This is a genomic window from Pseudomonas sp. BF-R-26 (assembly GCF_019947395.1).
GTDB lineage: Bacteria > Pseudomonadota > Gammaproteobacteria > Pseudomonadales > Pseudomonadaceae > Aquipseudomonas > Aquipseudomonas farris.
Genome location: NZ_JAGYGK010000002.1, coordinates 247,073 through 268,495, shown reverse-complemented (window position 1 = coordinate 268,495; position 21,423 = coordinate 247,073). Strand labels below are relative to the sequence as shown.

Here is a 21,423-nt window from a genome sequence, read left to right as displayed (position 1 = left end):
TTCGGTGCAACGCGTTAGGGCTTAACCCATATGCTCCTGATCCAGGATGATCGCGTTGTCCAGTGTCTCCAGCAGCGCCTTGCGCACTTTCAGCTTGGTGTTCTTGTGGGCGATCATGTTGAGCTTCTTCAACTGACGAGCCGCTGCCAGCGCCGCGCCTTGCAGCTCTTCGGCCGACACCACCACATCAAGGAAACCGGCATCCACAGCACTCTGCGGATTGAACATCTCGGCATTGATCACCGCACGATGAAACGCCGACTTGCGCAGACGATCACGCGCCAGCTCGATACCGGCGTGGTGCATGGTCATACCGATCTGCACTTCGTTCAGACCAATGCTGAACGGGCCATCGACACCAATGCGATAGTCAGCCGACAACAGAATAAACGCACCCTTGGCCACCGCATGCCCAGGGCAGGCCACAACCACCGGGAACGGGTGTGACAGCAGACGACGAGCCAGGGTCGAACCGGCAGCCACCAGTGCCACAGCCTCTTTAGGGCCGGCCGTCATCACCTTCAAGTCATAGCCACCCGAAAAAATACCTGGCTGACTGGTAATGATCACCACCGCCCGATCCGCCACCGCTCGATCCAGCGCAGCGTTAAACGCAACAATCACATCCGGCGAGATGGCATTGACCTTGCCATTACTCAAGGTCAGGGTCGCGATACCGTCTTCGAGATGGTAAGAAATCAACTCACTCATGACGCCAATCCTTCTAATAAAGTAGGGCAGACGTTACCCACCGCCGTAGGCCAGGTAAAGCGCCGTGACTGACTCGCCAGTCACCCTTTCGCCGCCCGCCAGCCGTAGTCAGCCACGTCCGCCGCGCATTGGCTTCTATATAGAAGGAAAGGCGAAGCCGGAGATTGGCAGGTTTGCCATGCCCTTGAACGGCACGAAACGGATAACGGCGTTAACCGCATGAAAATTCTGAAAAAAATGTTTGCCATAAGAAAAGCTTTCGACTACATTAGCGCGCCTCGACAGACAGAACATGTTTGAAGAGATACGGTGAAGTGTCCGAGTGGCTTAAGGAGCACGCCTGGAAAGTGTGTATACAAGAAATTGTATCGAGAGTTCGAATCTCTCCTTCACCGCCACATTTTGAGAACACAAACCCCTGATTTTCCTAGAGAAAGTCGGGGGTTTGTGGTTTTTGGCGTCTGGAAAAAAGCTATATGGGACCAATCTGGGACCGGAGCGTCTTTTTCTGGTTTAGAGACGCAAGCCTGCACCTCGTTGATATCTGCACCTACAATCAGCGTTGAATACGCTCAATTCGCGCAGAGGCGATCATGGATCCAGGGAATGTTTCAGCAATCATCTCGGCTGTTGCAGGTATTAGCGGCGTTTTGTTCGGTAACACCTTCGTCCTTGTTAAAGAGTGGTGGGTCAAACGAAACAAGATCAATCAGGACATGGCGTATTTAGGGATCATCGTGGCTTCCCATTTGGATCGATTTGCGACTGAATGCTTCGACGTTTGTGTGGACGAGGGCACGCTGTACGGTCAACCGGCGGGCCAAGATGGTCATTATCAAACCACTACCCCGCCCCCTGTATTTCGTCCGCTGGAGCTTGACGTTGATTGGCGGCAGTTACCTAAAGATTTGATGTATTCGATTCTTCGGATTCCCGATCAGCAGGACAAGCTTCATGGAAAGCTTCGAGGAATTCAGGACTTCAGTTACGATCCACCGGATCATCCTGAATATTTCTGGACAAGGAGGAGGGGGTACGCCGTATTAGGGCTGCAAGCATCTGACGTAGCGAAAAAACTGCGTTCGCATGCAGGGCTACCCGCCGACGAACCTTTACCGGGTGAATGGGATCGGGATAAGAGCATGAGTGAAGTGATAGCCCATTTAGATGAGCAAAGAAAAATTCACTTTCGGGACCCTTCTCTGGTTGGAGTCAAATAACCTTCAAGGAACACAAAGGAACCCTAACCATGAGTGGGCCGAACAATCCTGCCACCGTGGGCCGTGCCCGGGAGCAGATTGCCAAGATCGTCGGCGCTGAGTCGTATGCCGCTGTTGATCTGCTTAATCTCTGGGCGCGAGGGTATGTGGAAGCGTTGTACGCTGAAGGGCTGATCGACTGGGCCAAGTACTGTCTCCTGAACGATGCGGTCGACCAGCAGCGCGACCAGCGCAAGGCCGAATTGAAGGCGGCCGGGAAGGACTGAGCGTTAACGGCGTTATCGTGAAAGGAACCCTCGGCGGCCGACTACACTACCCGGGGCAACCCATCAAAGGAGCGACCCCGATGCAAATGAGTGAAGCGGCAGAAGTGGTGCAGGTGACCGGCGCGACCAGTGCCAACCAGAAACTGGCCGAGGGCTGGACGCTGCTGGCCATGGTGCCCAGTACCAATAAATCCGGTCTGGCGGATGTGGCCTATGTGCTGGGCAAGTCCGAGCGGGCTCCGGAAAAGGAAAGTGTGTCGGCGCCTTTAGGCAGTTTGGTGAGTAAAGTGGCAATGAAAGAGTAGAGTGCCCGCCGCGTTACGCATAACGGTGTTATCGTTAAATGCCCTACACAAAAAAGCCCGCCAATCGGTGGGCTTCTTCATTACCGTTAACGCGAGCTGTCCGGGATTCTGTGAGTCGGAACCCACGTTGAACCTGAACGGCTTGTGGGCTGGAGGCGAGTTTATCAGGAGCAGTCGTGTGGTTAGACACCTTCCCGCACGTGGGCCTTGCTCCTGAAAAATACCGCCGTCTTTTCCGGTGTTGGAACCGGGAGTTTTACCTTTTGCCAGGAGAATAATCCTCGCTTTGCCAGCGGGCGCTAACCCAAGGCCACTTAGCTGTGTTTTCCGGCAAATGCCGTTGTCGCCGAACTCAGAGACGATTTCTGTTGACTACGGTTAGCAGAAGGTGCCCCGCTATCAATCCACTCCTTCGCCTCTTTAATGCAGCAGTAGTGGACCACCGTTGGCTCCGCAGAGCTGAAATAGCTGCTGAAAGCCAGCAGATTGATGCGCTCCAGCGGACGGTTTTTCAAGGATTCGTAGCCTGGGCTAGCGTAGTACTCCTGGATCAACGGAAGGAGCTCATCTTCTTCACCTAGATGAGCAGACTGAAAGTACCAGTTGTACCGGTTGAAGATTGGGACCAGGCGCTCGGCCACCTGCATTATCTGTGAGGGGTGCATAGCCAAGGCGAAACATGCGCCGAAAAAGGTGTCCATCTGTAAAGGAGACTGGCCGGACTCGATCTTGGCCCACGCGCTGGGCGTCTTTCCTATCGTCTGAGCAATGTGTGCCTGATGAATATTACGATCGAGTCGAATGTCCTTGAGGATGAGGACGAGTATTGTTGAGAAGCAAGAGGTGCGTTGGATGGGGTGCGTGGGTTGCATAATGTCGTTTCCTGAGCGAGGGGATGATGTTCTGATGGGACATATCATGTCCTGAGTGGATTATGCATTATCCTACCAGGACGCATCAAGTCCTGATGGGATTTTGGTTGGCTCGTAAAAGGCCCCGTACCTTTCCTAAGTGCGGGGCCTTTTCTCTTCTACAACTTCAGCGCCATCTGCAAAATACCAACGACATCCGGCCCATCCTCGTTAATCCACGTCCCATAGTGCTGCCGAATCATATTCCCGTTGGTATGCCCCATCTGCTCGGCGATCCAGTCAATCGAGGCAACACCAGTAGTCAGCAATTGACTTGCATAGGTATGCCGACACTGGCCAGGCCCGCGATAACGAACCCCGGCCGCACTCAAATGAGCTTTGAAAAACCGATCCCGCACGACAAAGTCGCTCACATGAGGCAGACCGCTTTTGGTGTTCAAGAACACAAAGTGCAGTTTGTGCTGCCGCACCGTCTTGTTATCCCGCTCAACGATATCGACCGTCTGCGCCTTCTTGACCGAATTCATCGCATCAATTTTCCGCAACGCATCCCACGCAGGCTCCAGCAGCCGAACCTTCCGAGTAGAGCGCCGGGTTTTCGTCACGCGGTAGGCCCCTCGCACCTTGGATCGGCGGAAAGTTACCGTTCCTTGTTGCAGATCGACATCCTCCCAAGCCAGGGCGATGGTTTCTGATACTCGTGGCCCCGCCCAAATCATGAACTGAATCATCAACAGCTCTTGCGTGCGATGGGTCGGTGTTTCGAGGATCTGCTTGATTTCCGCCCTGGTGAACGGGTCCGGTGCTTCAGGGTCGGGCAAGCGAACAAATAATCCTTCGGTAGGATCATGAGCCACTTTCTTGCGCGTGCGGTAAAGCCGGAAGACCTGTCGCACGTTGCTGATGATGTCCCGGATGGTCTTGTTCTTCAGCCGCTTCGACAGCGTGTCCTGCACCCATTCCTGCAAGTCCAGGTGATCGATCTGGTCGATCTGAACCTTGCCCCAACGCGGTCTGACATGTACCTCGGCCTTGTTGGCATAACCCCGATAGGAGGTTGCGGCGACGCTGTTGCTTTTAATCTTCAGCCACAGATCAAGGTAATGACCGAAGGTGTTCTCGACCAGATTGGCTGAGTCAGGAAAATGCCGGCTGTAGTTGAAGGTGCCTGCCTGTATCTCGTATTCGATGATGTTTACCAGGCGCTGTGCTTGCTCCCGGTTGGCCGCGGTGTTGCCGCCGGGGATGAGCTCTCGGTACCGCTTGCCATTGAAACGAAAATAGACCCGTACCGAATTGCCACGGGCTTCTACGCCATGTGCCATATACGCCCCTACACGATGAACTGAGCAACTGATCAGTAGGCTGAGAGCAGAAAGGCCCGTTGTCGGGCCTTTCTGTGTCGCGTTGCCTTGGATTTGAGTGTTGCTGATCAGTCCTGACGAAGTAACCAGAACAAGCTGGCGCTTTTTCTAGGTCGAAGGGCGACGCCTGACCGGGCTTCCTCGGCCCGACGTTTTGCGTTGAGCGCCTGGCGCGCTTTGCTGCACTTCTGGTGATTGCCATGGGCGCGGGATTTGCCGCATTGGTCGCAGATGCCTGTGAGGTCCAGATTCCAGGGGAAGGATTTGCCATTCTCGGCCATGATTTCGCTCCTAGTCACATGCGCAACGACTGATTGGAAAACCTCGGTGCCGCCAGTTGCGCCGCCCCCTGTTCATGTTGGCCCTGGACTTCGCAAATGAAGTAATGAAGCTTCCGGTTTTTGGCGGTCAATGCGGCCGTCAACTGCGGGACGGTTGCAATGCACTGTTCATATGCATCAGGTTTGATCCAGCGTTGAACTGGGATCACCTGACAGTCGGTGTGGGAAGCGTCGACGCATAGGTACATCAGGAGGAGGGCGGTCATGATCATTGCCCTCCAGTCAGTATGCGTGTCAGCGCGTTTGGTTTGCCTTCGGGTGTCAGCTTGTCTACCGGTTGGGTGATGTGTCGACCATTGCCAGCACGCACCGTTGCGACCTGCCCATCTATCTCGGTGATCACGCCTTCACGAGCGCTGAAGCGGTAGTCACGACCAACTGCTGTGATTTGGACATAGCTGACCCGATCACCGATAGCGAGCGGGTTCGTGGTAGCCTCTTCGGTACCGCCTTTAGGTTGATTCACTTGCATGGTGCTTCTCCTTTTGTGTGGTCGGTGTCGGGGAGCTGCAACTCCTCGACACCACTTTCAATTCATGGCGAGCTGGTTCAGCTGGCTTTCCGTACCAGATGAACAATCAAGTCGTTGTATAGATCGTCCTCCTCGACGGTTGATTGCCATTCCAGAACTGCATCAATCTGTTGGCGAGTGCAGTCATCGATCAGCAGTGTTCGCTGCCCTTTGTGAACCCGCACTTCCATAATTCGAAGCAGTCCGGATGCCGCATAAGATTCCGCGTGGATGATGCTGGCGTCCTTTCCTTCTCCTAAAAGCGTTGCCTCAATAGTTCTCAATTTGGTGGTTTTACCGGTGGCCATTTCGCCGGTGATGACTTGGATCTGCATGGTGCCGCTCCTTTGGTTACTGCGGTTTATGCGCCCTGGAACACCCAGCAGCGCACGGTGGTGGGTTTGTTGAACATCGAGTTGCCGGCGGCTGCTTGTGCAGCGCGAACCGCGCTGTACGTCGGCTTGTTGACCTCCACCAACTTGCGGCTGCGGCTGTTGATCAGCAGACCGCGCAACGTCTTGAGGTCGGCGAGGTTCTGCCGATGCTCGCTGGCCTTTTCGGCAAAGTCGTTGAGGTTGATGGCGATAAGTTTCGGGTCGGTGCTGTGGTTGACCTGAGGGCCTTCGCCCAGGCTTTCGAGGTATTCGAAGACTTCCCAGAACTCAGCCACCAACGGGTGATCTGCGCTGATCGCGGATTGCCGCTCAAGGGCCATCTCTGTGAGCTGCTGGTGCGTCGTAACCACTTGGTTCTCATCCAGTGGGCAGACCAGGCACAGGCAATCCACCAGGGCCATCAACTGGCTGTGGTTTTTGATGATCCGCTCAACGCGGATTTCTTTGATCTTACGCAGGCGCTGTTCGTGGACAAGCACACGCTCGGCGAACTTCGCCATGACTTGCGGTTCTGCACGGACAGCCAGCAGCAGAAAGTGGCTTAACTGTTCAACCGGTATCAGGTTCAGGTTGTCAGCGGCTGCACGGCTCTCAGTGGTGACTTCAGGGCGTGTGAAGTGGGATTTGATAATCCGGGTCAGGATCGCCTCGGAGGCGCTGACATCGGCGTTCTGGCTGATCGCAATGGCGCCACGAAACGGAGGTTCATAGGTTTCGTTGCCGCTGGTTTTCATACCCTTGGTGCCGAGCGTTCCGCCGCCGAAGAAGTCCTTCAGTTCATCCCAGTCGAAACCCTTGGCGTGCGCCTTGTCCGGTTCGTTGCGGTCGCCTTCGATCAGTACCACTGGCATGTTGGACACCTGGCCCATGGCTCGCTGGCGGCCGGCGCGGGTTGATTTCGACGGGTCAAACCCTTCGTGTTCCCGGCCCAGCAGTTTCCACAGAAAGGTCAGCAGGGTGGTCTTGCCGGCGCCGGCTTCACCAGTGACCTCAAGGAACGGGAAGGACTTGTACTGCGCACGGATCTGCTCGGCGAACAGCGCTCCAAACCAGAACGCCAGAGCGACAATGCCCTTGGCGCCAAAGCACAGCCAGAGCATCGGCAGCCAGTCGGTGCGGTAGACCTTGCTGTCACGTTGAATGTGCATGGCGATCGACTTTTGCAGCGTCTTGAGTCGCAACTTGCCGAACTCGAAAAAGTCTTCCTTGTTCACCGAGCTGATGATGCCGTTGCGCACCGCGATGTCGCCGAACACGTAACAGCCGTGTTGCTTGCTGTAGCCGATGAAGTCGATGGTCTCCACGGTTTTAAGGCCGAAGAGCTGGTCTTTCATGATTTTGTCGAGCTGCTGGCCGCTGCCGGTGAACACCGCGCCGGCCGCCATGCTGAGCAGGCGTTTCTTGAATTCGCTGGCGGCGGCGACCTGGCCACCGGTGAAGGTGTTTTTGACGCTGCCGCTGTCGTGGGGGAAATCGACACGGAAGTAATACCAGGATTCATCGGTGACTTCGTTGCGCTGGAAATACAGCGCCTGCGGGTAGCAGTTGGCGATTTCCACCACACCACCGCATTGACGAAGTGCTTTGTCGCGGCGCTGCTTGTCATTGAGCAACTGGTCTTCGTGGCGTTCGGAGGATTCCAGCGCCTGCATGGCCTTGTTGAACTTCTCTAGGTCCATCTTGAACCAGTACAAACGGCTGTCGAAACCGAAGTGAAATTCATGGCGCTCTCGCCAGTCGTACATCAGCACACCTTTCTCTGACGCGCTTTCAGCGATCAAAAGGGAGCCGTGGTAGCGAGCGGTGACCAGGTCTTTTTCTATCTGCTCGACGCGTTGGGTTTCGTCATCGATGAATACCCAGCGCTGGTGCAGATCATTCCAGTCAACCTTGCGGCTGTCGGGTTGAGGGATCTGCGCCGCTTCGCATTCGTAGCCGAGGGCGCGGGCCTGACGCACCCAGCGCTTGGTGTACTTGTGCGCACCGGGCTCGTTATCCAGTGCCCAAACCAATTTGGGCAACTTGCCGCCACGCAAGCGTGACAGCTCTTTCAGCGACTCTTCGGGATAGGCGCCGGACGACATCGCCGATACCGCTGCGATGCCGTTATGCACTAGGGCGATGGCGTCGAAGATGCCTTCGACGATCCACAGTTCTTTAACGTCCAGCAGTTCGACGCAGGGCGGGCACCACCAAATGCCGCGGGGGCTGTCACCGGGTTTGAATCGGGCTTTCATCTTGCCGAAACGGTGCGGCCGGTCGATCAGCCGTTCCCAGTAGCCGCCCTTGTCCAGGGCAAAGCGCACGGTCGCGCTGCCGGCATTCAACTCGCCGGAGAAATACGTCTCCTGGGTGAACCAGCCTTGAATCAGGTCGAAGCGAAAGCCGCGAGCAAACTCTAGGTAGGCACGCGCCGTCGCGTTGGGATGTTGCTCGGTCGCTGGAGCGCGCTTGCTCCAGTCGTCGAACAGGTCTTCGTAGATTTCCTTCACATGCCAGGTATGGCCGCATTTGCCCCGACCGCAACGGATCATCCACGGATCATCATGGAAGGCGTACAGCTCTTTCTTCTTGCACGACGGGCAAACCCCTTCGCGCATGTACTTGCCAGCCTTGTGCTTGAGGCCGTAGTCGGCCTGAAGGCGTTGCAGGATGTCGGCGCGTAGGTCGTGTTTCATGTTCATCGGGGCTTACTTCACTTCGCCGAGACTGTGTTTAAGGGCGCCAATCAGGCGTTTTTGCGCAGCCATCACTGGAAAGGCCGCGAGCAACGAACCGTGCCGTAAACCCTCAGGGATCAGTCGAAATCGATCGTCATACCAGTACTCGTTAAATTGCATCGAGTACTGGGTACGCAGTGCCTGGAGCAAGGCTTCTGCCTGTTCGCGGGGCAGTTTTGCGGTGATGGCGATGTCGATTTCCATGATCCACCTCGGATTTCGGGCAAAGCTCACCCAAACCCACGGGAAGCGGGGGCAGGGCGGGTTGTTTAAAAGGGGTTACTGAGGGGGGGGCTTATGCGCGGAGTCGCGTTGGGCGAGTAGGGTCTGCGGTAGCAACCTCGCCGGGACCGGGTAACGCAGGTCAGCCCGGATGTCGATCAGATGGACAACGGTGCAGCTTGGGCTGGTACCCCAGTCCACGCCGATCCACTTACGCTGGTTGGCGACCTGCAATCCGGTCCAAGCGTTGTGCACGAGTTGCTGGGCCATGAACACCGGCACTTCCATTGAGGTGGTCATGTGTCGTACGCAGTTGTCGTAGAGCAGATCGGAATCCACCAGGTATTGCGCTTCGTGCCGTTGCAGGTAGGCGAACGCCACTCGTTGCATGCTGCTGCGGTAGTCGTGGGTCAACTGTTCGTGGTTCATTGCACACACTCCATTTCCATTTGGTCGAGCAGGTCGGGTTGATCGTTGGCGGATTTCATCGCGGCGCGGCGTAGCGCTATGTCAGCGACAGGAAGACGCACGGAAGGGTTGGCCATGCCGCTCGGGCTCATTTCGTGAGTCATTTCGAACTGGGCACGTACCGACCAGCCGCAAGCTTCGTTGGTGCATTGCAGGTAGGCGACACGCAGGAAAATATGCGTGCCTTCGCTGGTGCGAATACGCATGCGGCTTTGGCAGTGGGGGCAAACAAGTTTGTAAGTACTCACCCAGCGAACCCCCGGCCGTGCAGTTGGATGGTCGCCAGCACCTCGGCGTAGCGGGCGGACATGTAGTGCATCAAGGCCGTGATAATCGCTTCTGCCTCGCTGGACTCAATGACTCCGTCGTCCAATGCTTTGGCTATGATTTGATCAACCATGCCGCGCTTGGCTGCGGCTTTGACTGACCGGCTGTACAACTCGACGTTGTCCAGGTCTGCCGACGCTGTCAAAGGGACAAACATGCCGCCATATTTGGCAGCGATGTAGTCCGGTAGGAAGGCAGTACCTGCAATTTGTTCAAGCCGGTGAATGTGGTCATCGCTCAGGGGGCGGCTACCGGCATTCTCGTAGGCTTGGTTATCGAACTTCTTAATGGTCATGCCGAGTTCGGCAGCGGCATATAGACGCCCGCCTGGATAGGCGCAGATGACTGCGCTAACGACGTCTTTCCTGTTGGCTAGAACTGGACGTTTCATCTTCTGGTTTCCTCCATGAGCCAACAGGCCTAGTTTGTGACGACGCCGTGTTTAATGCCGAGCAACACGGCAGCGCGATGGGCTTCGCCCCGCAGACATTTCTTTTGTCCGTTCAACACTGCGTACACCGTCGACGGATTGAGGTGATGCTGATCGGCCCAGTCTTTCGCTGACAAGCCTCGATGCGCGAGGCGCTCTCGAGCCTCTTGGCATGCTTGCTCGGTGGGGTATGCGTTCGGCATAGTCTCGTTTCGTGTGATTTCGTGTGATGACAGGCGAAGTATTTCCCATGATTGTGGGAATGTCAACTCGCCATGGAGACGTTTGTGGGAATTGGTGAACGCCTAAAAGAAGAACGCGAGCGCTTGGGGTTTAATCAGACCGAGTTTGCGGCGAAAGCCGGTGCCTCGAAGAACAGTCAGTACAACTATGAAAAAGGCGAGCGAAGCCCTGATGCGAACTATCTCGCGGCGATAGCTGAGAACGGCGTCGATATTTTGTACGTGGTGACCGGTGAACATAAACCTGTGAGCGCCGACTGGGTCAGTTCTGATGCGGCAAGTTTTCTGCTTTTTTATCGGAGCGTCAGCGAGCTAGATCGCGATGTGTTGCTCCGTATGGCTGCTGCCTTTGCGAAGGTCGCGAGCATCGATGAAAAAAAGGACAACGATTGACCTGGTTAGCGAATGCACAGATGAGTGGATGTGGTACGCCGGCCATTGCAAGGGTGGGGTGAGAACGGTGTTTACATGACCCTGCCACCGAGTTCGCCGGCGCTGTAAAGCCTAGCGTAACGGCTACTTACATTTCCAACGTGGTGCATAGCTACGGGAGTAACCATCTGGGGTGGCGACTCCCATTCAATCTAGACCCAAGTGATTTGGTGGGGCTGGTGGCACAGAAAAACGTGCTGAGAATGGGGGACTCCCGGGCGGTTCAGGTGCTGCGAATAGCGCCGGCGCCCTTCACAAGGAAATGGAGTACGCATGATGGAAAGCCTTACCCCTTTGGAGCACCTCTTTCTGCACTTACTGGCTAAGCTGGATGATCAGCAACGCCAGGATGTGCTGAGGATCATGGAGGCGCTCGTGCAGTCATCGAAGTAAGGTAATAAAAACCCCAGCTATGGCTGGGGTTTTTTATTATTCATTGTTGTTACCGATCGTTCGATGATGGCGGATTAGGTCCAGTCGGAGCAGTGATAGGCACCATTGTTTCAGCTTTTATTGCGCTGTCCGTCGGAGTCGCGTTGGCAGGCACTGAAGGGGAGGCTTCAGGTGCCCCAATCGCAAGTACAACTTTACGTGCAGAATCATTAGGTTCTTCAGTCGCCACAGCGGCGGTTGAAGAATGCTTTCTAAGGATTGCCTCAATTACCGCCATATCCGTTGTTTTATAGTTTGTAGCATCCTTTAACTTGTCCTTCTCAATGGCTTCTCTCAAGCTCTTGACTGTTTCCAATCTTTTCTCTTCTACTGCGGTTTCTTTTCTTAATTCTTGATGTAGATCTTCGAGTATTTCTTTCTTTGAGTAAAACTCGTAGCCATATAATAGTGCGGCAAATATGGGGGTGGAGTTAAATGTGAGTTGAATTATGCTTTGTATGATTGGAGTCTGTATGCTTAGCTGCGCCTGAGGAATGAGCAGGAAAAATATCAGAGACGCTAGGTTTAAGGATATCTGGAATTTATCGAAGGTTTTTTTTCGCGTTTCTTCGGTTCTGAATTGATAGTAGTCTTGTTTGCGCTTGCTAAATGCAATTAAGTCGTAGCGTGAGATCTTTTCATACGATTGCACGTAGTCTTTAAATAGCCAGCCAATCACTACGGCAACAATGATGCTGATGATGTATCTTAGAGCTATTCCGTAATCAAATGAAATGTATGGGGTTAGGAAGTGTAAGAAAATACCTGCGACTAATGAAGCTGCGGCAGTGTAGATAAATAATTCTGTATTGGTTCGCTTTCCTTGTTTAAGTGCTATTGCTCTTTTAAGATTCATGGCTCAATCAAACCTTTTTCAATAAGGTCTACAAGCCATGTCGCCATTATTTCATACACGTGTTGGCGAACTGGCAGCGCATTTTCGTAAGGTACGTACTCATTGGTTTTTATTTGTAGTTGATCGCCTACAATTCTCCCTGATCCTTTAAGGTCAATCGTGAGGCCTTCCTCTCTTGCGTCTACTAAGCCTTGCGCAATATTGGATAAGACCTTCTGGTTTTCAGGAGATGTGTTGTATTTGTAACCTACAGCAATCTCTAATTGTAGCTCTGAAATATCTGCGCCCATTACATGGCGTAGTTCAGCAACTCTATGCTCGCCAATAAGTGTGCTTAATACTTTTATTCCATCATCGCTATCAAAGGAATACGGGTCGTTCGCCAAAGGTAAGAGTAAACTAACATTCTTTACCTTTTTATCTGTTAGGCTGATATTGTTGGAAGTTAGTGAGTGTGCTTGAAGGGTGAACAGCTCATTGTCTTGGATTTCGTGAACGTGCCTAAGGAGCGCATCGAAATACTCTTCGATGTCTTTTATGCCGATTGCCTTGCTTTGCATTATTAAGACATGATTTTGGAAAACTGCTACAAAGGCTAAGCTTTCAAGATATTCTTTGGATCCGTCTGTGGACATAGATACTGAGGGTAATGATTCGCACTCTATCGTTTCTTTTTTATAGTCGGTAGCGAAAATTGGGATGCTGTTTCCAGGCTCGACATACATGATTTCCATAAATAGCATGGAGAAAAGATCGTCGTAGCGAGAAATAAAAATATGTGGTTCTGTCAATTTCGAAGCGTCGCCAAAATGGCCACCTTCTGGGTAAAAGCATCTGAGGTCAGCAGTTTTTAATGAATGTCTTTTGCTTCTTTCCAGGATTTCTTGAAGATTATTTGGCCTGGACAGCGGGTTAGGGTGAAAAGCAGCATGCCTATAGTGAAATGCCTTCCTACGCTTATCACTGATCATTTTGTTGTTGCACCCTATTTAACTAAAATATTGATGATTGAGTTTTATAACCGCTTTGCAAAATCATCCATGATAAATGGCCAATTCGCCGCGGCGACTTTATCAAAATGGTGTCATGTCTACCAGCTAGTCAGACGAAAGCGTAGATGAAAAAAACATTGAGGCTTTCAGACGCAAAATGTAGAGGATATTTACTCGCTTTTTGCCCATTCCCGCTGCACAGCGCGCTTCGCGCTTCTTTCACTCGCGTACAACCAACGTAATCGACGCGGCTTGCTCTGATCCCCCGCGGTCACCCTCTTCTCCTTCCCAGTCTTCTTGTCTCGGTAATACGCGATGATCCCTGTGAAATCCCGCTTGTTCTCCTCGGCCAGATCTTCGACTGTGTCCTCCGGCAACTTGCTCTCCAGCTCCAGGCTGACCGTGTAACCGTTGTCCGCACTGAGGGTGTGCTGCACGTTGCCGCCGTACCAGATGATTTCGTTAATCTCAGGCTTTACGCCTTCGAGTGTGTAAGTCAGCTCAGGTATCAAATCCGGCCGGCCCATGGCCAAGGTGTAGCTGAGGGTCGCGCTGCCGCGTTGTAGCCGGTTGAACTCGGCCCGGGCTGCGCGCAGGGCAGACTGGCGATCACTGTAGGTGTGGCGCAGATCCTTGAGGTTTTCCCCACCGCCGGCGATGGCTTCCTGTTTCTTGGCGCTGTTCACGTCGTAGAAGTACGCGCGCACACCGTCGTAACTGTCGCGGTCGGCTTGCAGGTAGCGGTGTTGGTCGCCGTCGGCGCGGGTGAGGGTAATGTGGGGCAGTTCGGCGCCGCTGGCGGTCTTGCCGCCGCCGGCCGGCAGGCATAGCAGGCAGCCGGCCTTGACGCTGACCACTGCATCGAATTCTTCCCCCACGCGACTGATTAGGTTGGCGTCGGACTCGTTGGCCTGATCGAGCTGCAGGATGGGTAATCCGTCGAGAGCGCCGGCGATGGTCGCGGTCAGGCCGTTGCCCAAGGCGATGTCGCCCAGGACGTCGCCGAGTGTGGTGTTGCTCCAGCTACGTTCGCGTTTGGTCTTCAGACCTTTGCGCAGATCCGCCGAACGGGCACGAATACTCAGCACGTCCGGAGCGCCGCTGTGTTCGGTTTCGTCGACGGTGTAGGTGCCTTTGTCGACCAGGCCGGTATCGCTCCATCCGAGCCAGAGCCGAATCACGGCGCCCTTGGGCGGAATGGCCAGCAGGCCGTCGTGGTCGCTGAGGGTGATGCTTAGTTGATCGGCCTCGATGCCACGGTTATCGGTCAGGTCCAGGCTCATCAGCCGCGGGCTGATCAGTTTGGCGATGTCGTTACCGTCAACGGTGATGCGAAACGCCGGCACTGGGTAGGCGGCCTCGCGACGGTAGCGTTCGGCCGTGTCATTCAGGAAACCGGTGACGCGGGAAAGGGCTGCATCGATCACAGCAACGACCTCATGATGCCAACCCCTGCGCTGGTACCGGCGCCGATAAGGTCTATGCGGTCATCATCGATGCGCTTGAGGCTGATGGTGAATTCGATACGTCGTGGCGTGCCATCTCGGAAAAAGAGGGTCTTTGTTTCGCTCAGGCTCTCGATGATCCACAGGCCGTAGATCCGGCCGCTGCCCTCGACCATGGGCCAAGCCTTGCCCGTGTTAGCCATCAGGCGCAGGGCGTCGAGGCTGAGGGCACTACCGGCCAGCTCCGGGAGGATGATGCCGGGCAGGGTGATCGAATCGTCACCGCGCCCGACAAATTGCCGGGCCGGTGCGGCGCCGACGCGGTTGCTGCTGGCGTGGCGCCATTCGGTTTGGCGTTGCAGCTCCTGGTAGGCGGCGGTGGACAGGCTGAAGACGAACATGCCCAAGGCAAGCATCATGGGTGGTTACTCCAGGTCGGACAGTTTGCTGCGCTGGCGGGCGCTTTTTTCGCTGGCGATGCGGGCCAGCTCCGCACGAACGGCGCGGCTGATCATCTGTGCGTCCATGCCCGGAGTGGTGTGAATGTTGATTTCGTAGTTGTCGTGGCTGTCATAAGCGGCGGCGGGCGCCGGACTGATCGGCGACCGATCATCGACCGACACTGAAGACGATGCAGCGGCCCCAGTAGGCAGTTGCGGCAACCCGATGGCACCCAGCGGCCCGGCCATGGCGCCGAGTGCCTGCTTGCCAGCTGACACGACTTGCTTGCCCATGTCGGTGATGGCGCCCAGCGGGCCGCCCTGACCACCTTCCAGACCTTGAGTCAGACCGGCCATGGTGAATCCGCCCAGCGCGGTGAACACGCGGGACGGGCTGTGGATACCGAGTTTTTCCTTGAACATGCTGATGGCCGAGTCGGCAACTGAGCTGACGGCGCTTTTTATTTGCCCCAGCCCGGCCAGCAAGCCGTTGACCAGGCCGTTGACGATCATGTTGCCGAACTCGGTGAAGCGGCTCGGCAAGTCCATGCCCAGGTAACTCAGCACGCCGGCGAAAGCCTGGTAGATCAGGCCGATGGGGCTGAAGTTGGCGAGGGTGTTGAGGATCCCGCCAATGCCGCCGCTGAAGCCGGCTTTGATTTCGGTCCAGGCGTTGGCGAAGTAGAGTTTCACCGCATCCCAATTTTTATAAATTAGGTAGGCCGCGCCAGCGAGTACCGCGACTACGGCCGCGATGGCGAGCACTACGGGGTTAGCCGCCAGGCCCCAGAGCGCAATGCTCACGGTGCGCAATGCGGTCAGCAGGGCACCGCCTATGGTGCTGGCCAACAGCCGAACCCCTTGCGCGAGCATTGGGAAGGCGCTGCGTGCCAGACCGGTCAGCGTGGGGGCGAGCTTCTGCATCACCCGCAGCGTGCCACCACCCTGCATACCGAACATGGCCATGCCGTAGCGAACCACGGCAAATGGGCCGAGCAGACTCGCCAGAGTCAGTGCCAAGCCACCAAACACAAACGATAGACCGGCCACGAGCGCCACGACCTTGACCAAGCCACCGGCGAGTTTCGGATTCTCCCTGGCCCAGGCACCCACCTTATTGGCCATCTCGCCCAACGTGCTGATCAGCTCTTTCAGTTCGGGTGCAACGGCGGCACCAAACTCAGCCATGGCATTGGTGAAGCTGCCCTCGGCGGCTTCCATGACGTTGGTCAGGGTGCTGAGCTGTTCGTTGACACGCGTGCGCAGGTCGGCCTGGTTCTGAAGCTTCTGTTGGACCTCTTTGTAACCCGCCAGCCCCTTGTTCATCATGGTGTTCAGGGTGGTCATGGTTTCGGAGTCGTCACCGAACAGATCCTTGATGGTTTCCGTGCGGTCTTCGTCGTTGAGCGCCTTGAGCTTTTCGACCTGGGCGAAGAGGTTCTCCAGACCGGCGAAGTTGCCGTCTTTGTTGGTGAAACTGAACTGGATCTTTTGGCCCTTCAACTGGCGGATCTTGTTGACGTCGTCGACCTTGTCCCTGTCCAAGCCCGCCTGAAAAATCTTCCGGTAGGCGTTACCGGCGGCGCCGCCTTCCATGCCGGCCTGGTCCATCATGACCAGGAGCGGCGCCAGTTCGTTGGCTGCGTCGATGCCCGACTTTTTGATGGTGTCCATCACCGGCGCGATTTTGCTGAAGCCCTGGAGCATGTTGGTCGGGTCAACGCCCGAATAGAAACCGCGCTGGATGGTATCCATCAGCGCCATCATGTCCTTCTCGGTGGTACGGGTGGCATCCTGCATCTTGGCCGCGAATTCGGCCGCTTCGGCCACCGGCATTTTCAGTTGAATGCCTAGGTACGCCGCCGCCTCACCGGTACCGCCAAGAATGCTCTGCGCGCTCAAGCCCTGGCGCCGGAGCATCGTCATCATTTCCTGAAAGTCAGCCGTGGTACCGGGCAGACGGTCGCCCAGTTTGGTGGCAAGGTCGGTGATCTTTTTGAAGTCCTCGGCGACCTTGCCGGTGCCGTCCATCATCGAAACCTTCAACTGCGTAGCCGAGTCTTCGTTCGGCGAAAACGCTCCAATCGCCTTGGCAATCGGACGGCTCGCCGCATAGCCCGCACCCAGTCCACCGGCACCGTTCACAGCCATGTTGCCGGCCAAGCTCTGGGTCTTTTCCATCTTGCTGCGTTCGATTGCCAGGCGTTTTTGCTGTGCGTTCAGCGCGACCAATCGCTTGCCCTGTTCGCTGATGCTGGTGTTGGTGGCACCAATCTGCTCACGCAGCTGACGTTCGTGAGCGCCGAGGTCCTTGGTGCTGATACCAGCGCTGTACAGTTTCGTGCGCAGTGTCTGAAGTTGTTCGCTCTGCTGTTGGTGCTGTTCCTTGAGTTTCTGCGCTTCGCGAACGGCGGAGCGGAAATCCTTGGCCATGCCCTTGGTCGGAACACCGGTGGCGGCGAACTGTTTACTGAGTACCCGAACCTTGTCGCGAGCAGCGGTGAGGGCTTGTTCTGTCTGCTCGGCGGCAGCGCGCTGGGTGCGCCAGGCGCTTACGTCCTTTTGCTGGGCGTTGAGTTCCTTGAGGCGGTCACGCGCCTCCTTGAGTGCGCGAGCGGCGCCGATGCTGCCCTTGTCGATGGCCTTCAGAGGTCCGCTCGCACGGTCGATGGCGTTGAGCAATACCTGAAGTTTTAAGTCATTCGCCATCGGTGGAACTCCGCACCCTGGCGCGCTCGCGCCACTCCATCAGTTCTTGCAAGCCCAACTGATCCATATCAGCCGGCGCCCAGTGAAAGACCACGGCCAGGTCGGCCATAGCGTCCTCTACGCAACGAGGGATGCGTCCGTCTTCACCGATCTCTGCAACAAAAAATGAGCGACCTTGTTGCCACAGGCGAGCAGGTCGGCAGGATCCATACCTGCGGCTTCCGGCGCGGTAATGCCTGGGGATGTGATGCGTGGCAGCACCTTGAGCAGGGAGGCGACGTCCAGGTTCAACAGGTCTACCAGGTGAACGCCACGCAGCTCGCCAGACTGCGGTTTGCGCAGGGTGAGGGTGTCGATGCTGGTTTTGCCACGGATGATCGGCGTGTCGAGGGTGACGGTGTTGTCGTCGGCTGCTGGCAAGGTTTCGAGGGTTTCTTCGGATTTCATGGGAGGCTCCAGGGTGCAGGGTTATCCGCCCCGGGCGGGGCGGTGTAGGGTCAAAGGCCTATGGCGGTGCGCTGTTTTTCCAACATGTCCACGCCGTTGACCTTCTCGATGAAGTTGAGCAAGTCGATCTCGATGATTTCTTCGTTATCAACGATCAGCTTGTAGTAGGTGCAGGTGGTGGTGATGCTGTGTTCGGTGTCTTCACCGGGCTGGGCGTCGCCCATCTCGATGGTTTCGTGACGGCCGCGCAATACGACCTCCACCGCGCTGACTTCGCCGGTGTCGTCCTGCTGGAACGAGCCGGCGAAGCGCAGGCCAATGCCGGCGGCGTTGACGGCGCCGAACTGGCGCAGGGAAATCAGATCTAGCCCACCGGTCTTCCATTCGAACTGGATGCCGTCGTCGGAGAAGCCGAGGTCAGCCTTGACGGGGCCGTTCATACCGCCGCCGCGATAGGCTTCCATCTTGCGGCCGAGCGGGGGCAGGGTGACCGTCTTCACCACGCCGACGTAGCTGTTGGCGTCGTTGAAGAGGTTCAGGTTTTTCAGTTTGCGAGGCATGGCCATGGCGGTGTTCTCCGGTACGCAGGCGCGGGGTCAATTCCCCCTCAGGGGAGGTCCGGTTCAGCTGTTGATCTTGTTGGCGAAGTTGATCAGGTAACGGTCAGTGATGCGCTGCCGCAGAGTGAGGTCTTCCAGCGGTGGCACGGGTGTGTAGTCGTAGTCGAGGAACAGCTTGCCGGCCTTAAGGGTGTCCTTGTCGTTGATGTCTTCCGGGTACCAGCAACTGCCGCCGATCAGATAGCCTGAGGCGATCAGTTCGCGGAATTTGGCATTGATGCTCTCGATCATGTCGCGCACCAGGGACGGATTCATCGGCTTGTCGATGGCCCACATTTGCGCCTCGGCCATCGTGTCGGCGAGGATCTGCGCGGTGCGTGTGTAGTTCTCGAAGGCGAACAACGGATCGTCGCTGCACGTCCGGCTGCCCCAGTAGCGGAAACCGCCCTCATTGATGAGGGTGGTGACTTCGTTGCTGTTGAGGTAGTTGGCGTCCGTGGCGGGGTTTTGCAGATCCCAGAACACGTCGGCACTGATCCCGGTGACGCCGTTGACGGCCACGTTGGACAGGGTTTTGTGCCAGCCCACCTCTTGGTCGATCTTGGCCCGCAGACCAAGCGCGCGGGCAATGGCCGATGCCTTCACAGTCGCGCTGGTCACGGTGTTCCAGTTCTGGAAGTCCGGCCAGATCACCATCACTTCCCGGGCGCCGAAGTTTTCGCGGTAGGCGACGGCCTCTTCCTTGGTTTTGCAGTTCCAGGCGCTGACATAGTTGAAGGCGCGCAACTGCTGGCCAATGCTGACCAGGGCGGTGGCCACCGGTTGGCTGTCGAGGCCTGGCACGCCGAGGATGCGAGGCACCATACCGACCTTGGCCTTAGCGGCGAGCAGGGCTTTCATGCCGGTGTACTTGCCATCTGCGGTGGTGGTGCCGATTAACGCGCTGGTGGTTGCTGCTTCGGTTGCCCCTTCCTTGACGCGCACCACAATCACGTAGGGCTTGGTCTGGTCGGCAATGGCTTGGAGAGAGGCTGCCAGCGTGCCCTTGGTACCGGCCTTGGCAATAGCGGATTGCACGTTGGTCAGCAAAACCGGTGTGTCCAGTGGGAAAGCATTGGCATCAGCGTCTTCGGCCGTGCAAACCATGCCGATAACAGCGGTGGGGATGGTGCGGATGGGGCGGGTGCCGTCGTTGAGTTCGATGACCCGCACGCCGTGGAGATAATCGGCCATGGGTTTGCCTGCGCAGTGAATGGGATGACAGTGCGCAGGCTGCCGCGTGCGCGCCTGATCGGCGAGCACTGGAGATTGTGAGAGCGGGGATTACAGGGAGAAGTGTTGATCTTTTCTCCTGGACCGCTTTGACGGCCCAGGGTTGGAGCAAGGAAAAGTTAAATCGCGTCCAGCTCAGCGATCACCAATTCGCCAGCGGCGACCACCGCTTCGACCGTTGTCAGCGCCGCCAAAGACGCCTTGCCGCCGATGCGGGCTGCCTCGATGCGAGCCGCCACCGCCAGCCAGGAATCACGGGCTTCAATCACTCTGTTTGCCTGCGCTTGCGGGGTGATCTGCAAAGCCTCTGCTTCTGCCTTGAGCAACACGTAGTCGCTGGCATCCGCTGGCGAGCCGGCCGCAATATAGCGCTCGGCTTCATTCGCCTTGAGCAAATACATTGCATCCTGGCCATCGATCCGCGTTGCATTGCGTGCACGCGCCTGCGCCACAGCCGCATCAATCCCTTTCTGAACCTGCTCAGCCGCAGCCCCCGCCAGCACCAACACCGGGACTCCTACCGTCAACGCATCCTCGACGGTAAACGCCGAATAAAACTGCCCTTCATATGTGAAATTAAGCCGCATATTTAGTCACCGATTTAAACAAGGTTTACGTTAGTAACGACACTTCTGGTCGCGCCATTGGAGTCAAAAACAACGCCAGTCAAATAGTCACCCGACCATTTCGCGCCAGCCGGCAAGGTATTGGATTGCGCCGCAAAAATAATCGGACTACCGGCCGTTTCGATTAATGGCGTGTTTTTAACCACCGGACCCACGCGGCTGATCTTGTTCAAGTACAGCGAGACAATGCCGGTTTGCCCGTTGATCGTGTGACGAGTCAGCGCGGTATCGCCCAGCTCGATCTCACACCCTGTCACATGAACCATGCCCATCGGACGGTCATAGCGACGGAAGAAACCCGTGTAGACGTTGTTTGTCGTTGACTCGGGCTTCGAATAGTTGGCCGTGCGAATGCGGATGCTCCCCAAAACAACGGTGGAACTGTCCAGCATAAAACCGGTGGTCGAGTTGTCCTGATTCCCCGCGCCGTCAGCCCCGTTTGCCTGCACGCAAATGTTGCGCAGGGTGGGCATCACCGTCTCACCCTCGGTGACAGTAATTGTCAGGTTCTTGGATGCGACGAAAATCAAACTCTCGATCACATGTTCATGACCAGACAACCGGACGTAACCACCACCGCCGTAAGGAATGGTGTTCACGGCCTTCGCAACCGTTTTAAACGGTTTGAGTTTGTCGCCCGTGCCGGCGGCATCATCGCCAGTAATAGCGTTCACGTAGTAAGTCTTGTTCATCGCCGGGACCGCACTTATCGCAGCGGCCACGGCGTCTTTAATGCTCTTCTCTTTGTCCTGAAACATTGCAACAAGGCGAGTAGCCTCAGCCAGCAGTGCCGACATGCCCATAATGATTCCCCTGCT

28 protein-coding genes and 1 tRNA gene are annotated in these 21,423 nt (G+C 56.2%); 5 read left to right on the top strand and 24 right to left on the bottom strand.

Annotated features, from left to right (window positions below):
* Nucleotides 1–21: 21 nt before the first annotated feature.
* Nucleotides 22–711, bottom strand: a complete 690-nt coding sequence (locus KGB18_RS03435) for a crotonase/enoyl-CoA hydratase family protein (protein WP_123720814.1) — start codon at nt 709–711, stop codon at nt 22–24.
* Nucleotides 712–1,019: 308 nt separating this feature from the next.
* Between KGB18_RS03435 and KGB18_RS03430 the strand changes: the two genes are divergently transcribed.
* The 4 genes from KGB18_RS03430 (at nt 1,020) to KGB18_RS03415 (ending at nt 2,502) form a co-directional block, all read left to right on the top strand.
* A tRNA-Ser gene (locus KGB18_RS03430) sits at nt 1,020–1,109 on the top strand.
* Between the two features lie 195 nt (nt 1,110–1,304).
* Nucleotides 1,305–1,931: a hypothetical protein gene (locus KGB18_RS03425; protein ID WP_223569410.1), complete on the top strand. Its 627-nt coding sequence runs from the start codon at nt 1,305–1,307 to the stop codon at nt 1,929–1,931.
* 29 nt (nt 1,932–1,960) lie between these two features.
* On the top strand, nt 1,961–2,197 hold the full coding sequence (locus KGB18_RS03420; RefSeq protein WP_223569409.1) for a hypothetical protein: 237 nt from the start codon (nt 1,961–1,963) through the stop codon (nt 2,195–2,197).
* 80 nt (nt 2,198–2,277) lie between these two features.
* Nucleotides 2,278–2,502, top strand: a complete 225-nt coding sequence (locus KGB18_RS03415) for a hypothetical protein (protein WP_223569408.1) — start codon at nt 2,278–2,280, stop codon at nt 2,500–2,502.
* A 314-nt stretch (nt 2,503–2,816) separates the two neighbouring features.
* Here the strand turns inward: KGB18_RS03415 and KGB18_RS03410 are convergent, their stop codons facing one another.
* The 12 genes from KGB18_RS03410 to KGB18_RS03355 form a co-directional block, all read right to left on the bottom strand.
* A complete protein-coding gene (locus tag KGB18_RS03410; RefSeq protein ID WP_223569407.1) occupies nt 2,817–3,374 on the bottom strand; it encodes a helix-turn-helix transcriptional regulator in 558 nt (185 codons plus the stop codon).
* A 158-nt stretch (nt 3,375–3,532) separates the two neighbouring features.
* Complete coding sequence (locus KGB18_RS03405; RefSeq protein ID WP_223569406.1) at nt 3,533–4,699, bottom strand: Arm DNA-binding domain-containing protein; 1,167 nt, start codon at nt 4,697–4,699, stop codon at nt 3,533–3,535.
* Between the two features lie 107 nt (nt 4,700–4,806).
* Complete coding sequence (locus KGB18_RS03400; RefSeq protein ID WP_223569405.1) at nt 4,807–5,019, bottom strand: hypothetical protein; 213 nt, start codon at nt 5,017–5,019, stop codon at nt 4,807–4,809.
* Nucleotides 5,020–5,033: 14 nt separating this feature from the next.
* Nucleotides 5,034–5,285: a hypothetical protein gene (locus KGB18_RS03395; RefSeq protein WP_223569404.1), complete on the bottom strand. Its 252-nt coding sequence runs from the start codon at nt 5,283–5,285 to the stop codon at nt 5,034–5,036.
* Between the two features lie 2 nt (nt 5,286–5,287).
* Nucleotides 5,288–5,551 (bottom strand): hypothetical protein, encoded by a 264-nt coding sequence (locus tag KGB18_RS03390; protein ID WP_223569403.1) that lies wholly within the window; start codon nt 5,549–5,551, stop codon nt 5,288–5,290.
* A 77-nt stretch (nt 5,552–5,628) separates the two neighbouring features.
* Nucleotides 5,629–5,925: a hypothetical protein gene (locus KGB18_RS03385; RefSeq protein WP_223569402.1), complete on the bottom strand. Its 297-nt coding sequence runs from the start codon at nt 5,923–5,925 to the stop codon at nt 5,629–5,631.
* 26 nt (nt 5,926–5,951) lie between these two features.
* The gene (locus KGB18_RS03380) at nt 5,952–8,669 is read right to left on the bottom strand and encodes a toprim domain-containing protein (RefSeq protein ID WP_223569401.1); all 2,718 of its coding nucleotides are present in this window, start codon (nt 8,667–8,669) and stop codon (nt 5,952–5,954) included.
* Nucleotides 8,670–8,675: 6 nt separating this feature from the next.
* On the bottom strand, nt 8,676–8,909 hold the full coding sequence (locus tag KGB18_RS03375; protein ID WP_223569400.1) for a hypothetical protein: 234 nt from the start codon (nt 8,907–8,909) through the stop codon (nt 8,676–8,678).
* 75 nt (nt 8,910–8,984) lie between these two features.
* Nucleotides 8,985–9,356 (bottom strand): hypothetical protein, encoded by a 372-nt coding sequence (locus KGB18_RS03370; protein ID WP_223569399.1) that lies wholly within the window; start codon nt 9,354–9,356, stop codon nt 8,985–8,987.
* Nucleotides 9,353–9,643, bottom strand: a complete 291-nt coding sequence (locus KGB18_RS03365; RefSeq protein WP_223569398.1) for an ogr/Delta-like zinc finger family protein — start codon at nt 9,641–9,643, stop codon at nt 9,353–9,355. The genes KGB18_RS03370 and KGB18_RS03365 overlap by 4 nt, the downstream gene beginning before the upstream one ends.
* Nucleotides 9,640–10,113, bottom strand: a complete 474-nt coding sequence (locus KGB18_RS03360) for a YmfL family putative regulatory protein (RefSeq protein ID WP_223569397.1) — start codon at nt 10,111–10,113, stop codon at nt 9,640–9,642. The genes KGB18_RS03365 and KGB18_RS03360 overlap by 4 nt, the downstream gene beginning before the upstream one ends.
* 29 nt (nt 10,114–10,142) lie before the next feature.
* Nucleotides 10,143–10,355, bottom strand: a complete 213-nt coding sequence (locus KGB18_RS03355; RefSeq protein WP_223569396.1) for a DNA-binding protein — start codon at nt 10,353–10,355, stop codon at nt 10,143–10,145.
* A gap of 84 nt (nt 10,356–10,439) precedes the next feature.
* Between KGB18_RS03355 and KGB18_RS03350 the strand changes: the two genes are divergently transcribed.
* On the top strand, nt 10,440–10,787 hold the full coding sequence (locus KGB18_RS03350) for a helix-turn-helix domain-containing protein (RefSeq protein ID WP_223569395.1): 348 nt from the start codon (nt 10,440–10,442) through the stop codon (nt 10,785–10,787).
* Between the two features lie 481 nt (nt 10,788–11,268).
* Here KGB18_RS03350 and KGB18_RS03345 read toward each other — a convergent pair whose 3' ends face one another.
* From KGB18_RS03345 to KGB18_RS03295, 11 genes are all read right to left on the bottom strand, one after another.
* Nucleotides 11,269–12,114 carry a hypothetical protein gene (locus KGB18_RS03345; RefSeq protein ID WP_223569394.1) on the bottom strand — a complete coding sequence of 282 codons (846 nt, stop codon included), beginning with the start codon at nt 12,112–12,114 and terminating at the stop codon, nt 11,269–11,271.
* Entirely contained in the window at nt 12,111–13,085 is a 975-nt protein-coding gene (locus KGB18_RS03340; protein WP_223569393.1) for a hypothetical protein, read from the bottom strand. The genes KGB18_RS03345 and KGB18_RS03340 overlap by 4 nt, the downstream gene beginning before the upstream one ends.
* A 191-nt stretch (nt 13,086–13,276) precedes the next feature.
* The gene (locus KGB18_RS03335; RefSeq protein ID WP_223569392.1) at nt 13,277–14,533 is read right to left on the bottom strand and encodes a phage late control D family protein; all 1,257 of its coding nucleotides are present in this window, start codon (nt 14,531–14,533) and stop codon (nt 13,277–13,279) included.
* Nucleotides 14,530–14,970, bottom strand: coding sequence for a phage tail protein (locus KGB18_RS03330; RefSeq protein ID WP_223569391.1), 441 nt, complete (start codon nt 14,968–14,970; stop codon nt 14,530–14,532). The genes KGB18_RS03335 and KGB18_RS03330 overlap by 4 nt, the downstream gene beginning before the upstream one ends.
* A 6-nt stretch (nt 14,971–14,976) precedes the next feature.
* Nucleotides 14,977–17,700 carry a phage tail tape measure protein gene (locus tag KGB18_RS03325; protein WP_223569390.1) on the bottom strand — a complete coding sequence of 908 codons (2,724 nt, stop codon included), beginning with the start codon at nt 17,698–17,700 and terminating at the stop codon, nt 14,977–14,979.
* Nucleotides 17,690–17,809, bottom strand: a complete 120-nt coding sequence (locus KGB18_RS03320; RefSeq protein ID WP_003183333.1) for a GpE family phage tail protein — start codon at nt 17,807–17,809, stop codon at nt 17,690–17,692. The genes KGB18_RS03325 and KGB18_RS03320 overlap by 11 nt, the downstream gene beginning before the upstream one ends.
* An 8-nt stretch (nt 17,810–17,817) precedes the next feature.
* Nucleotides 17,818–18,147, bottom strand: a complete 330-nt coding sequence (locus KGB18_RS03315; RefSeq protein ID WP_223569389.1) for a phage tail assembly protein — start codon at nt 18,145–18,147, stop codon at nt 17,818–17,820.
* A gap of 50 nt (nt 18,148–18,197) precedes the next feature.
* Entirely contained in the window at nt 18,198–18,713 is a 516-nt protein-coding gene (locus KGB18_RS03310) for a phage major tail tube protein (protein ID WP_223569388.1), read from the bottom strand.
* A gap of 57 nt (nt 18,714–18,770) precedes the next feature.
* Nucleotides 18,771–19,940, bottom strand: coding sequence for a phage tail sheath protein (locus KGB18_RS03305; RefSeq protein WP_223569387.1), 1,170 nt, complete (start codon nt 19,938–19,940; stop codon nt 18,771–18,773).
* Between the two features lie 158 nt (nt 19,941–20,098).
* Complete coding sequence (locus KGB18_RS03300) at nt 20,099–20,566, bottom strand: hypothetical protein (protein WP_223569386.1); 468 nt, start codon at nt 20,564–20,566, stop codon at nt 20,099–20,101.
* A 14-nt stretch (nt 20,567–20,580) separates the two neighbouring features.
* Nucleotides 20,581–21,402 (bottom strand): hypothetical protein, encoded by an 822-nt coding sequence (locus tag KGB18_RS03295; RefSeq protein WP_223569385.1) that lies wholly within the window; start codon nt 21,400–21,402, stop codon nt 20,581–20,583.
* Nucleotides 21,403–21,423 lie beyond the last annotated feature (21 nt).

Bases quoted from the DNA above. Each gene is read 5' to 3' on its own strand.
- KGB18_RS03380 (WP_223569401.1), bottom strand. From the start codon at position 8,669: ATGAACATGAAACACGACCTACGCGCCGACATCCTGCAACGCCTTCAG.
- KGB18_RS03395 (WP_223569404.1), bottom strand. From the start codon at position 5,285: ATGACCGCCCTCCTCCTGATGTACCTATGCGTCGACGCTTCCCACACC.
- KGB18_RS03320 (WP_003183333.1), bottom strand. From the start codon at position 17,809: ATGGCCGACCTGGCCGTGGTCTTTCACTGGGCGCCGGCTGATATGGAT.
- KGB18_RS03315 (WP_223569389.1), bottom strand. From the start codon at position 18,147: ATGAAATCCGAAGAAACCCTCGAAACCTTGCCAGCAGCCGACGACAAC.
- KGB18_RS03410 (WP_223569407.1), bottom strand. From the start codon at position 3,374: ATGCAACCCACGCACCCCATCCAACGCACCTCTTGCTTCTCAACAATA.
- KGB18_RS03295 (WP_223569385.1), bottom strand. From the start codon at position 21,402: ATGTCGGCACTGCTGGCTGAGGCTACTCGCCTTGTTGCAATGTTTCAG.
- KGB18_RS03420 (WP_223569409.1), top strand. From the start codon at position 1,961: ATGAGTGGGCCGAACAATCCTGCCACCGTGGGCCGTGCCCGGGAGCAG.
- KGB18_RS03400 (WP_223569405.1), bottom strand. From the start codon at position 5,019: ATGGCCGAGAATGGCAAATCCTTCCCCTGGAATCTGGACCTCACAGGC.
- KGB18_RS03390 (WP_223569403.1), bottom strand. From the start codon at position 5,551: ATGCAAGTGAATCAACCTAAAGGCGGTACCGAAGAGGCTACCACGAAC.
- KGB18_RS03370 (WP_223569399.1), bottom strand. From the start codon at position 9,356: ATGAACCACGAACAGTTGACCCACGACTACCGCAGCAGCATGCAACGA.
- KGB18_RS03405 (WP_223569406.1), bottom strand. From the start codon at position 4,699: ATGGCACATGGCGTAGAAGCCCGTGGCAATTCGGTACGGGTCTATTTT.
- KGB18_RS03340 (WP_223569393.1), bottom strand. From the start codon at position 13,085: ATGATCAGTGATAAGCGTAGGAAGGCATTTCACTATAGGCATGCTGCT.
- KGB18_RS03305 (WP_223569387.1), bottom strand. From the start codon at position 19,940: ATGGCCGATTATCTCCACGGCGTGCGGGTCATCGAACTCAACGACGGC.
- KGB18_RS03435 (WP_123720814.1), bottom strand. From the start codon at position 711: ATGAGTGAGTTGATTTCTTACCATCTCGAAGACGGTATCGCGACCCTG.
- KGB18_RS03300 (WP_223569386.1), bottom strand. From the start codon at position 20,566: ATGCGGCTTAATTTCACATATGAAGGGCAGTTTTATTCGGCGTTTACC.
- KGB18_RS03425 (WP_223569410.1), top strand. From the start codon at position 1,305: ATGGATCCAGGGAATGTTTCAGCAATCATCTCGGCTGTTGCAGGTATT.
- KGB18_RS03375 (WP_223569400.1), bottom strand. From the start codon at position 8,909: ATGGAAATCGACATCGCCATCACCGCAAAACTGCCCCGCGAACAGGCA.
- KGB18_RS03360 (WP_223569397.1), bottom strand. From the start codon at position 10,113: ATGAAACGTCCAGTTCTAGCCAACAGGAAAGACGTCGTTAGCGCAGTC.
- KGB18_RS03310 (WP_223569388.1), bottom strand. From the start codon at position 18,713: ATGGCCATGCCTCGCAAACTGAAAAACCTGAACCTCTTCAACGACGCC.
- KGB18_RS03330 (WP_223569391.1), bottom strand. From the start codon at position 14,970: ATGATGCTTGCCTTGGGCATGTTCGTCTTCAGCCTGTCCACCGCCGCC.
- KGB18_RS03325 (WP_223569390.1), bottom strand. From the start codon at position 17,700: ATGGCGAATGACTTAAAACTTCAGGTATTGCTCAACGCCATCGACCGT.
- KGB18_RS03385 (WP_223569402.1), bottom strand. From the start codon at position 5,925: ATGCAGATCCAAGTCATCACCGGCGAAATGGCCACCGGTAAAACCACC.
- KGB18_RS03415 (WP_223569408.1), top strand. From the start codon at position 2,278: ATGCAAATGAGTGAAGCGGCAGAAGTGGTGCAGGTGACCGGCGCGACC.
- KGB18_RS03355 (WP_223569396.1), bottom strand. From the start codon at position 10,355: ATGCCGAACGCATACCCCACCGAGCAAGCATGCCAAGAGGCTCGAGAG.
- KGB18_RS03345 (WP_223569394.1), bottom strand. From the start codon at position 12,114: ATGAATCTTAAAAGAGCAATAGCACTTAAACAAGGAAAGCGAACCAAT.